General features: G+C 42.5%; 11 protein-coding genes and 3 pseudogenes. 11 read left to right on the plus strand and 3 right to left on the minus strand.

All coding sequences use genetic code 11. From position 1 onward, the window contains the following. Together IQ224_RS17195 and IQ224_RS17200 are read left to right on the plus strand one after the other, a co-directional pair. The coding region (locus tag IQ224_RS17195; RefSeq protein WP_194033265.1) for a transposase at positions 1-241 on the plus strand (241 nt) is incomplete at its 5' end. Between the two features lie 236 nt (positions 242-477). Next, complete coding sequence (locus IQ224_RS17200) at positions 478-861, plus strand: DUF4346 domain-containing protein (protein ID WP_002747361.1); 384 nt, start codon at positions 478-480, stop codon at positions 859-861. Between the two features lie 124 nt (positions 862-985). On the opposite strand, the gene IQ224_RS17205 is transcribed toward IQ224_RS17200, so the two are convergent. Further along, positions 986-1,849, minus strand: coding sequence for a branched-chain amino acid ABC transporter permease (locus tag IQ224_RS17205; protein WP_002747356.1), 864 nt, complete (start codon positions 1,847-1,849; stop codon positions 986-988). A gap of 270 nt (positions 1,850-2,119) precedes the next feature. Here IQ224_RS17205 and IQ224_RS17210 point away from each other — a divergent pair, with 270 nt between their 5' ends. Together IQ224_RS17210 and IQ224_RS17215 are read left to right on the plus strand one after the other, a co-directional pair. After that, entirely contained in the window at positions 2,120-2,629 is a 510-nt protein-coding gene (locus IQ224_RS17210; RefSeq protein ID WP_002747353.1) for a pentapeptide repeat-containing protein, read from the plus strand. Continuing rightward, positions 2,626-3,753, plus strand: coding sequence for a 5-(carboxyamino)imidazole ribonucleotide synthase (locus IQ224_RS17215; RefSeq protein WP_084990039.1), 1,128 nt, complete (start codon positions 2,626-2,628; stop codon positions 3,751-3,753). The genes IQ224_RS17210 and IQ224_RS17215 overlap by 4 nt, the downstream gene beginning before the upstream one ends. A 100-nt stretch (positions 3,754-3,853) precedes the next feature. Here IQ224_RS17215 and IQ224_RS17220 read toward each other — a convergent pair whose 3' ends face one another. Then, positions 3,854-4,792 carry an SGNH/GDSL hydrolase family protein gene (locus IQ224_RS17220; RefSeq protein WP_002747347.1) on the minus strand — a complete coding sequence of 313 codons (939 nt, stop codon included), beginning with the start codon at positions 4,790-4,792 and terminating at the stop codon, positions 3,854-3,856. 78 nt (positions 4,793-4,870) lie between these two features. Here IQ224_RS17220 and IQ224_RS24665 point away from each other — a divergent pair, with 78 nt between their 5' ends. The 7 genes and pseudogenes from IQ224_RS24665 to IQ224_RS17250 all read left to right on the plus strand — a co-directional run bounded on the left by IQ224_RS24665 (position 4,871) and on the right by IQ224_RS17250 (position 10,563). Next, positions 4,871-5,005, plus strand: a complete 135-nt coding sequence (locus IQ224_RS24665; protein WP_002736350.1) for a hypothetical protein — start codon at positions 4,871-4,873, stop codon at positions 5,003-5,005. A 286-nt stretch (positions 5,006-5,291) separates the two neighbouring features. Continuing rightward, positions 5,292-6,812, plus strand: a pseudogene (locus IQ224_RS17225) (DICT sensory domain-containing protein); the annotation flags it as partial. Positions 6,813-6,825: 13 nt separating this feature from the next. Further along, positions 6,826-7,644: pseudogene (locus IQ224_RS25070) on the plus strand (sensor histidine kinase); the annotation flags it as partial. Between the two features lie 162 nt (positions 7,645-7,806). Further along, entirely contained in the window at positions 7,807-9,012 is a 1,206-nt protein-coding gene (locus IQ224_RS17235; RefSeq protein ID WP_002747344.1) for an argininosuccinate synthase, read from the plus strand. Between the two features lie 418 nt (positions 9,013-9,430). After that, a pseudogene (locus IQ224_RS17240) lies at positions 9,431-9,712 on the plus strand (Rpn family recombination-promoting nuclease/putative transposase); the annotation flags it as partial. Positions 9,713-9,788: 76 nt separating this feature from the next. Next, a complete protein-coding gene (locus tag IQ224_RS17245) occupies positions 9,789-10,220 on the plus strand; it encodes a hypothetical protein (protein WP_002747337.1) in 432 nt (143 codons plus the stop codon). Continuing rightward, positions 10,204-10,563: a hypothetical protein gene (locus IQ224_RS17250; RefSeq protein ID WP_002747335.1), complete on the plus strand. Its 360-nt coding sequence runs from the start codon at positions 10,204-10,206 to the stop codon at positions 10,561-10,563. Before IQ224_RS17245 ends, IQ224_RS17250 begins: the two co-directional genes overlap by 17 nt. A 45-nt stretch (positions 10,564-10,608) precedes the next feature. Here the strand turns inward: IQ224_RS17250 and IQ224_RS17255 are convergent, their stop codons facing one another. Continuing rightward, positions 10,609-11,031: a hypothetical protein gene (locus IQ224_RS17255; protein ID WP_194033268.1), complete on the minus strand. Its 423-nt coding sequence runs from the start codon at positions 11,029-11,031 to the stop codon at positions 10,609-10,611. Positions 11,032-11,344 lie beyond the last annotated feature (313 nt).

The raw sequence follows: 11,344 nt of genomic DNA on the forward strand, positions 1-11,344 counted from the left end.
AGAGGGAATGTTATCCATCTCGGAATGGTTGGCAAAATCCTCCAGTGTTTTTACTAAGAGTTGTCAAACAATCCGAAACTGGTTTGGAGAAATAATTAGTTATTTCGAGCGAAGGACAACGAATGGGGTGGTCGAGGGAATCAACAATAAACTTAAACTAATAAAAAGAAGAGGCTATGGCTTTAGAAACTTTCGGGATTTTTGGGTTAGAAGTATGTTGTCTTGGCATCTTGTATGTTGATTTAGCATAAAGAGTAACGAAGAGCCTAAAAAATCCAATGTTAGTGCAAGAATATAGGATTGGGACATTCAAAAACCTTGCATTATTCTTTTTGTAGTACACAGACTGGTACAAAAAAAAGAAGGGCAACAAAGCCTGAAATGACCGGCTGCTGACTCCTGACGACCGGCTACTGACTCCTAACCCCACCAACAAACTTTTTCAGCAAACCCTATTTAAGTGATTTTGTCAAGAAAATGAGCGAATTAAAATCCCAAATCACCGCTATTGATCATCAACTTTCCAAACGCCCGATCGCTCTCGATCCCGCAGGATATTTTATTATTTATCTCGACCGAGAAGCAGGGTTAATCTGTGCCAAACATTACAGCAATATTATCAACGAAAAAGGTTTAGCCGTCGATCCAGAAACGGGAAAAGTTATCGGTGTTAGGCAAAAACTTGATCGCAATCCTGAGACTATTTACACTGCCAGAACTGCCAAAGAATTAGCCGTCAAAGTGATCGAAGAAACCCAACCTTGTCCAATTACTATGTTCGATCATGCTGCTTATTTAGGTCGAGAATTCACCCGCGCTGAATACGCTTTAATCACCGGGGAAGAATATATTCAGGATTAAAGATTGGGCTTTTCAGTGTTGCCAAAGGCACGGCGTAGCCGTCCAGTAAACAGTAAACAGGGATAAAGATGAAGATAAATAAATAACTTAAAACTTACATCTGATAACTGATAACTGATAACTGTTAAACCGTGCCTTTAAATAAACCTTGAGGGCGGAATAATAACAGCAAGATCATAATTAATAAAGCCACGGCTAATTTATAATCAGAACCAATTAAGGGAACACTAATTTCTTGAGCAACACCAATAATTAAAGCCCCAGCAATCGCTCCGTAGGGATTACCAATACCACCTAAAATAACGGCCGCAAACATTGGTAAGATTAAAAACCAGCCCATATTGGGACGTACTCCCCCGGTAATTAACCCGAACATCCCTCCAGCTAAAGCAGTTAAAACTCCGGTAATTATCCATGTCCAGAAGACAACCCATTCGACGTTAATTCCAGTTACTCTAGCTAAATCGTTGCTGTCAGCTACGGCACGCATTGCCTTACCGATCTTAGTTTTTTGTAATAAAAAATGGAGGGCAATAATAACTATAATTGCCAAACCAATAACTAACAAGCGATCGAAAGCTACTTTAATACCAAAAATTTCTGTAGCGGTCATCACAGGCAGATCGTAGCGTTGATTACTGCCGCCCCAGATCATTAAAATACCATTGCGAAGAAATAAAGCCAAACCGATCGAAATAATAATTAAAGTGGTAGAGTCAGCCCGTCGATCGCGCATAGGTTTCCATAATAATCTCTCGGCAATGAGCATGGCAATAGCTGTCACCGCTGCCCCCACCGGCATTGCTAACCAGAGATTAATCCCTTGAGCATTTACCAGCCAAGTTATGTAAGCACCTAAAGTCATAAAATCGCCGTGGGCAAAATTAGACAGACGCAAAATGCCACAGGTAAGGGTTAAACCGACAGCAGCCAGAGCAATAATACTACCGACGGCTAAACCATTAAATAAAAGTTGTGGTGTATCCATCAAACCTCTTGTATAAATCAAAAATTGTCCTTAGAAATAGGAGTCAGGAGAGAGAAAACTAATTAACTTTTGTCTTTTACTTTATTTAACTGAAAGCTGAGGGCCTGTGGCTTAAATATTTTTGTTTAGACCAAATTGCATGACAGTATAAGCTCAGACAGCTATTATAAAGGTTTCTGTGCCGGCAATTTCTGGCGGCCAGCGGAAAGCTGACGGCTGATGGCTTACTGCTATAAAATCAAGAATGCCCACTGATGGAATTTTCCGCCAATGAAGACTATCTTTCGATTAGCGATCGCTTTTTTTGTCTTACTACTTATCCTCTCTCCTGTCAATGCCTTAGCTGCCAGTTCTGCTGCTGTCACAGGAGCCAATGCCAGTTATGAAAACCAGAATCTGACAGGAAAGGATTTTTCGGGACAAAATTTGCAATCTGCCCAATTTACTAACGTTAATCTGCAAGATTCTAACTTTAGCTCTGCCGATTTGCGCGGGGCAGTGTTTAACGGAGCCTCTATCATCGAAGGCAACTTTCATGGAGCGGACTTAACCAATGGGTTAGCCTATCTGAGTACCTTTAAAAATTCCGATTTAAGCGATGCCATTTTTGCCGAAGCGATCATGCTGCGCACCATTTTCGAGGGAGTCAATATCAACGGTGCTGATTTTAGTTTTGCCGTGCTTGACGCTCAACAAATCAAAAATCTCTGTGAAAGAGCCGAGGGTGTCAACTCAAAAACCGGCGTCTCTACCCCGGAATCTTTAGGATGTGATCAATGATGCAAACAAGGGTTGGTGTTATTGGTGGTGGACAATTAGCTTGGATGATGGCACAGGAAGCCAAGAAATTAGGCATTTCTCTGATTGTACAAACACCACACCCCGACGATCCCGCCGTTGCTTTAGCTGACGGGGTTGTCTTTGCGGAAATAGCTGACGTGGAAGGCACAAAAAAACTAGCTCAACATTGTGATCTGATCACTTTTGAAAATGAGTTTGTTAATTTAGATGCCCTAGAAGAATTAGCGGCCACAGGAGTTAAATTCTATCCTAGTTTGGCAAATCTGCGCCCCCTATTGGATAAATACGAGCAAAGATGTTATTTGCGCTCCCTAGGGTTGCCTGTGCCTGATTTTTGGGCGATAGATAATTTGTCCCAATTAGAAAATTATCCTTTTCCGCTAGTGCTGAAAGCGCGACGACACGGTTATGATGGTCAAGGAACCTTTATTATCCGCACTCCTGAAGAATTAAACGCCAAAAAGCCGGAATTAGAGCGTCTTGACTTGATGTTAGAAGCTTATATTCCCTACGAGCGCGAATTAGCCATCGTTGCCGCTAGGGGATTAACTGGGGAAATCGTCACCTATCCCGTGGTAGAAACCCATCAAGAGGAGCAAGTCTGTCACTGGGTAATCGCTCCCGCCGCTCTTAACCAATCTTTACAGGCTCAAACCGAATCTATCGCCCATCATCTGTTAAGTAGTTTGTCGGCGGTGGGTGTTTTCGGGATGGAATTATTTGTCACTTCCCAGGGAGAGGTATTGATTAATGAAATCGCTCCCCGTACCCATAATTCTGGTCATTACAGCCTTTCTGCCTGTCTTACCTCCCAATTTGCTCTACAACTGCAAGCAGTGGCTAATTTGCCCCTCGGAGCCACGGATTTAAAATCTGCCGGGGCAGTCATGGTTAATCTATTGGGTTTTGAGGATAGTGACGGTGATTATGGCGAAAAAAGAGCAGTTTTAGCGGCAATTCCAGACGCTCACGTTTTTTGGTACGGTAAAAAATCCCGTCCCGGTCGAAAATTAGGCCATGTCACCCTCTTAAGGGATACAAGCGATCGCTCTGAGTTATTAGCCCTAGCAAAACAGATAGAAAAGCTTTGGTATGGTTGTTAGGGAAGTGGGGTGTATTTTCAGTAAACAGTAATCAGTGAACAGTAATCAGTAAACAGTGAACTGATAAATGATAACTGATAACTGATTCAGTAAACCCTAATTAAAAGACTTTTTTGATTGCCTCGGCCAGTTTTTGACTAATTAACTCGTTACCGTCTCGGCTAAGATGAATATTATCGCGATAGAGGGAATCAGGATTAGAATGTGCTTGAAAAATGGGCAGAAAATCTAGATAAAAAATCTGCTGGTTGCTGGTGAAATCCGCTAGTCTTTGACGGGCTTTTAATTCATAATCTCGCCCCTGTTTTTGGGCTTCGCGAATGAGGGGGGTAATAGCGATAATTAAACTGGCTTGATTAGCCTGAGCAAGGGCTTGAATTTGGGCAAGAGCGGTTAAATTATTGCCCACTCGATCGCCTCCTTCTTGCACTGGTGACAGGGGAGGATAACGCTTAAAATATCGATCGGACAATTCGATTAAAGCTAAAGCTGGCCGGCGAGCGGGATAATTAATTTCTCGTCCCACCACCGCCGAACTAGGAGCTAAAGCGAACAGATCATCGGTGTTCATTAATAACACAATCACCTGAGATTCAAAGGTGCCGAAACGTCGCAGATAGGCCAATTGATTGCGCGGTCCCCAAGAATTAGCCGAAGCATTGAGAACTTGCACCGAACCTGTCAGATTCTGTCCTAAACTTTTGGTGATTAAAGCAGCAATGGTCTCTTTTTGATCTGTCCACCAGGAGCCATTAGCGATCGAATCACCGATTAACATTATTCTCGTCGTCTCTGGGGGCCTTTGGGGTGTAATCGGATCGCTCCGCATCGAATACTGATTAACGGCGATAAAATTGGAAAACCGGCGCGTTTGTTGATTAGGAGCCAAAAGATAGCCAATTTCGGCATCGGCTTTGTAAATAAGCGGATTACCGAACCCGAAGACAATTCTTAAAATAGCCTCAAGGAGAAGGCCAAGAAGGAAAAGAACGCCTAGAATGATTAAAGACAGCCGAATGATACCAATTTCTAATAACACGGATAGATGAGAGTTCGCTAATTTATGATCCGAAAGTGTCTCATACCTTATCCATCTCATGAAAAGGAGTTAAAAGCAATGTCAGACTTAAATCGTGGCATCATGAAATTCGAGGGAGCCGATAAACCGGCAGTAGTGGCGATATCGTCGATTATCGTTATCGGTAGTATTATTGCTCTGATCCTTTGGGCAATGAAAGTCGCCTACATCTAGTTAACTAAGTGGGTGGGTGGAATTAAATATAAGATGAACGTAGGTTGGGTTGAAGCATGAAACCCAACGCCCGCTCATGTTACGCTACCGCTAACCCATCCTACAAATAATTGTGCCTCCCTACTGAGAATAATTTCCCTCACTTTTTGGCATCACTCGGTTTAAATTTCCTGCCGTCACGATCTCACCTCTTGTCCCCTTGAGCTTGTAGGATAGGGTCAAGGGAGAAATTGCTAGTTCCCTCTATTGCGCTTGCTAGTCACACTCGACTCGAAACAGATCATCGATGAGCAGATCAACTTCTGTTTTAACAGAACTGTTGCAGTTACTCCCCCAATGGCGATCGCAGATGTACTTCAAAGCATCCCTGACCGCGCTATCCCACGCCATGGAGGATCAGGTTTTAGCGGAAGACGATCAACCGTTAGTGATTGCCAGTTTTCAGCGTGAGCGCTTTTATCGTCAAGAGGCCCATCGCTACCGACGCATTGCCCACAAAAGCGGGCAAGTTTATGTTTTGTCCGCCCCAGAAACCGATTTTAAGCATAGTTCCGACGTTTACGAGACGATCGCTTTTCAACCGGACGACAGTTTAGCCCAAGAATGGCATCTAGTGGTTATCAGTCGCCATTATGCTAGTTGTTTAATCTGTCGGGAGCGAACCCATCTGGTAGCCGAAGGGGAAAATAGGGCAGCTATGGATAATAATCGCCGTTTTGAGGGGATTTGGACGAGTGATCGCCATGTGAGTCAACAGGCCGCCCAAATTCTCTTAAATCATATTCTCGATTATCGTCCCGAACTGGCGGACAAAATTAGGCGCGCTCAAGAAGAATACCTGATCTGTGAACTGACGGATAGGGATCATCAAGAGGAACCGGATCCCTTTGTCCAGCGATTGGTCACTTATTTGCAAGCGGGACAGTATAAACTGCTGAAAGCCAATCGTTCCCTGGCATCGAAAGAACACAAAGAAAGACTGATCAACTCGGTGACAGCGGCGATCCGTCGTTCCCTCGATCCGGAAGATATCCTCCAGGTGGCAGTGCGGAAATTGGGGGAGGGATTGGGAGTCTGTCGCTGCGTGGTCTATCGTTGTAAGGAAGCCGACATTAACGCCATCATCGAACACGAATTTTTAAACTCCGGCATTAGTTCCATCAAAGGACAAAAATGGCCTCTGAAAAATAATCCTCTTTTTCAGGAAGCGCTGGAATTGAGAGAATCCCTGAAAATTGAAGACGCTATTCACGATCCCCGTCTCCCCGGGGATTCCATTCAAAATCTGGTGCGGGAATGTTCCATCTATTCCTGGTTATTAGTACCGATTTTTTACCAAAGTCGTCTCTTGGGAATGTTGGAACTGCATCACTGTGGACCCTATACCACCACTTGGAAAAGCGAGGATGTCGCCCTGGTGGACGCGGTGGCCACTCAAATCGGAGTCGCCCTCATTCAAGCAGAAGCCTACGCTAATTTACAGGATTTAAATGAACAATTAGCCGCCCTCGATCGCACTCGTTCTAATTTAGTCGCCATTACCGGCCACGAATTACGCACCCCCTTGTCCACCATTCAAGTCTGTCTAGAAAGTTTGGCCTCGGAACCGGATATGCCGGCAGAAATGCGCCAAATTATGCTTGATACTGCTCTGAAAGATGCGGAACGAATGCGTAAATTAATCCAAGATTTTTTAACTCTTTCCAGGTTAGAAAGTGGCCGGGTTAATTGGAATCCTGAAGCTTTATCCTTATCGGAATGTGTGGAATTAGCCATCAGTCACGTTCACTCCCGCAATCTCGACAACGAAAATCCAAAAAGCAGAAGCCTACGCTAATTTACAGGATTTAAATGAACAATTAGCCGCCCTCGATCGCACTCGTTCTAATTTAGTCGCCATTACCGGCCACGAATTACGCACCCCCTTGTCCACCATTCAAGTCTGTCTAGAAAGTTTGGCCTCGGAACCGGATATGCCGGCAGAAATGCGCCAAATTATGCTTGATACTGCTCTGAAAGATGCGGAACGAATGCGTAAATTAATCCAAGATTTTTTAACTCTTTCCAGGTTAGAAAGTGGCCGGGTTAATTGGAATCCTGAAGCTTTATCCTTATCGGAATGTGTGGAATTAGCCATCAGTCACGTTCACTCCCGCAATCTCGACAACGAAAATCCAAAAATTAGCAATCTTGTCCCCCCTAATCTGCCCTTTGTTTTAGCCGATGGCGAGTGGTTGGTGGAATTACTCTCCAAACTTCTCGATAATGCCTGTAAGTTTACCGGACGGGAGGGAAATGTCTCGATCGAAGTCGCTTCGGGAAAACCAAAAACCCTAGAAGTGACGATTTCTGACACCGGACGCGGGATCGAACCCAATCTTTTAGAACAGGTTTTCGATCGCTTTTACCAAGAGGAGGGGGCCCTGCAACGAAGTACTGGGGGAACCGGTTTAGGACTGGCTATCTGTCGTCAGATCGTTAATGGTTGGGGCGGCGAAATTTGGGCAGAATCCCAGGGCAAAAATAACGGCAGTCAGTTTCATTTTACTATTCCAATATTTAAAGATAAAACTAACGATAATCCCCCAAATACCGCTCCGAAAAAATCCCCCCGTCGTGCTGCCAGTAAACGTAAATAGCGGCCGGTTGCCCGTTTAGTTTTGGCTCTTTGCTCGTGACTTCCTATTCCTTTTCTTCATCAAAAACTAAACAAAAAAGCATTAAAAAAGAAACATCCAATCCCCAAGATATATAATAAACTTAAAAGAGTAATCAATTAGTCGTTTTTAGGTGAAAAAATTATGGGACGCGCCAAGAGAGTGGTTTTAGCTTATTCCGGAGGAGTCGATACTTCCGTCTGTATTCCCTATCTCAAACAGGAATGGGGAGTGGAAGAAGTGATTACCCTAGCCGCCGATTTAGGACAGGGAGACGAATTAGGACCAATTCAAGAAAAGGCTCGGCGCTGCGGAGCGATCGAATCCTTAGTGGTCAATGCTCAGGAAGAATTCGTCAAAGAATACGCTTTTCCCTCAATTCAAGCTAATGCTCTCTACGAAAATCGTTATCCCCTTTCTACCGCCCTGGCTCGTCCTTTAATCGCTAAATTATTAGTAGAGGCCGCCGAGAAATACGGGGCCGATGCCGTCGCTCACGGTTGCACTGGCAAAGGTAACGATCAAGTGCGTTTTGATGTGGGCATTATGACCCTTAATCCTAGTTTAAAAGTTCTCGCTCCCGCCCGGGAATGGGGCATGAGCCGGGAAGAAACCATCGCCTACGGGGAAAAATTCGGGATCGAGTCTCCTGTGAAAAAATCCTCGCCTTTTAGTATCGATCGTAACCTGTTGGGCCGCAGTATTGAAGCCGGTCCCTTGGAAGATCCGATGACGGAACCCCCGGAAGAAATCTATCTAATGACCAAAGCGATCGCCGATACTCCCAACGAGCCGGAATACGTCGATATTGGTTTTAATCAGGGTATTCCTGTCAGTTTAAACGGAGAAAATCTCGATTCTGTCACGCTAATTAGTCAATTAAATGACCTAGTGGGTAAACACGGTGTTGGTCGTTTAGATATGATCGAAAACCGGGTAGTGGGAATTAAATCGCGAGAAATTTACGAGGCCCCGGCTTTATTAGTTTTAATTGATGCTCACCGGGACTTAGAAAGTTTAACTTTAACTGGAGATGTTACCCAATATAAACGGGGAATTGAAGATACCTACGGACAGTTAATTTATAAAGGATTGTGGTACAGTCCCTTAAAGGAAGCGATCGATGCTTTTATCCTCAAAACCCAAGAACAGGTAACGGGATCGGTGCGAGTCAAACTGTTTAAAGGTAACGCTAAAGTGGTCGGTCGTCAGTCAGTCAATTCTATCTATTCTCCCGATTTAGCTACCTACGGAGCCGAGGATCAATTTGATCATAAAGCTGCTGAAGGTTTCATCTATGTTTGGGGATTACCCAGCAAAGTTTGGGCCGAAAAAACTAGAGGAAAGTAATCAACAATCCTCTGCTAATACCGTTAATAATTATTATTGTAGGAGCGAAGGCAATTCGTCCCTACAATAATATACATCTTGCATAATTTTTTTATGGTATAATGGAAATCTTGGTTCTTCGGTTTGTGTTATGCAATGGACTGGGGTTATAAGGGATGGAACCCTTATGTAGAAAGGCATTTGGCGATTTTTGTCAATTGTTTTTTATCTAGAGCGAACTCATCAATTAAGTCTCTTGCCAGAGAAGGATTTAGTCAATTTATGCCCCCCTATCGAACCATAACAAGTAACGAAGAGCCGAAATCTTTACCTTTTTTAGCGTTTGAGATGCTCTCACCCCGATGTACCAATTAACTAATTTTCCCCAAAAAATTAGTTAACCCAGCATTATAACATATAATTAATTTGCAAGAGTTCTAATGCTTTCTGGGAAAATGTACTGGAATTATTAATTAGTTGGCGGGTTAGTATGGAAATAAATAACATCCTAGAAACTGAAGATAGAGAGGTGTTTATGACTTTATCTCAAACCTATCAGGAATGGAAGGAAGCAACTAAACGGGAAGGACGACTGGAAGGACGACAGGAAGGAAAACTGGAATCTATTCCCCGTTTGCTTGCTTTGGGTTTAAGTGTGGAACAAATCGCTCAAGCTTTGGATTTAGACTTAGAACAAGTCCGACAAGCTACGCAAGGGTAGAGAATTGATTTAACTATAATCTGAGTCAAAATCAATCAAGATTCTGGTTAAAACGCCGATTTAAGCATTTTTGTCCTTGAAAAAACCAATGCCCGATGAAAATAGTTTTGAGGAGTTAATTAACGAACTAAAGCTTAGAAATATTAAACACAATTCCCAAGATATTATTGCCATTACTCAATTAGACAACGGGCGGATAATCTTTTTAGAAATCGGTAATTCTTCATCGGGTTGGGAACATATTCTTAATAAACATGGAGAAGATTTTCAGCGTCGAGGCATTGCGATTAATAATATTATTGATTTCTTGATGAAAGCAATTACAATTGGACAATTAATCGGCACTCAAGGAACCAGCAGAAGTATTTATAAAGTTGATTATCAAGGAGAAATTCAATACATTTCTATCGATATTGGTAGTAATGGTTATGTAGTTAGTGCGAATCCCACTCCCCGAAAACTCATCCAACGTTTCTTAGGAGAAGACCTTGATGAAAAGAAAAATTAAACTAATGGCAGAATATAACTATTCGCCTCTTTGGGATATGGAAACTGCTGATAACCTTGACTTAGATGAGTTACCTTTATCGAGTTCTATCCAAAAGAAGTTAAGTAATTGGGCAGAGATTTATAATCAAATTATAAATTGGGACAATCCCGCCGATTCACATTTTTTTGATGCAGTAAGTCAAGACAATTTTGAGAGGGAAGGTGTCAATATTTGGCGGCAATTACAAGAGGAATTATCACCCAATTATCAAATATTTTACTTTAGTGAAAAACAGCAACGACTTTTGACTCCAGAAGATGCAAGTGAAGCGATCAGAGAAAAAGAGGTTAGATATAAATAGCCTCAAAACTAGATCGCTTTTATTGTCAATTTTTTAGCTCATAGATTATTTTGAGAAAATAAATCTTCTGTTAAATGTATTCAATTGATAGTAACTTTTTCCCGTGTTAGGATCGTTAACTATCGGCACAAGTCTCCCACAATCTTTTGTCCACTCCGTACCATCAACTATTGGTTGATATACGTTATCATAGACAGAAATACATTTTCTTCCTTCGGCGGGAATGTAGCAAGAACCCCTATGAATAAAAGACCCTGATATATTAGGTGCAATCGTAGTACCCGATCCATTAAACTGACAAACAAATTCACGACCACGAGGAGCAAATTGAGCGATAATAAGGTGATCTTGCTGACTAATTTCGGCTGTGGCACTGGTAGCTATAGCAGTATATCCGATCGCTGTAGTTGCTACTAGAGAAAAGACCTGAAGGAGAGAATTGCATAAGCTTTTCTTCTCCCCCCCCATTTTTCATAATTGTTGCTAATGTCATGATGCTCAAGGGAATTTATCGAAGACAATCGTAAGTTAACAAAACTGATTTTTATTTGTCAAGGGATTTCTGAAATATCTGACATTTTTGTTAACATAAGTTTATAAAACCATTCAAAAATCACTCGATACAATTGAGAATTATCGATTAACTGCTCAGTCCATGAAACCCCATGACCAATTTGCCAAAAATTACCTTGAACAATTACTTTCTCCCCTGGGAATCGTCGAAATCAGCAAAGAAGTCAGCGACGAAACTCGACAGATAGATTTATTTTTTTCCCCCAAT

Origin of the sequence: Microcystis sp. LEGE 00066, assembly GCF_015207925.1 — a bacterium.
Classification (GTDB): Bacteria; Cyanobacteriota; Cyanobacteriia; order Cyanobacteriales; family Microcystaceae; genus Microcystis; species Microcystis ichthyoblabe_A.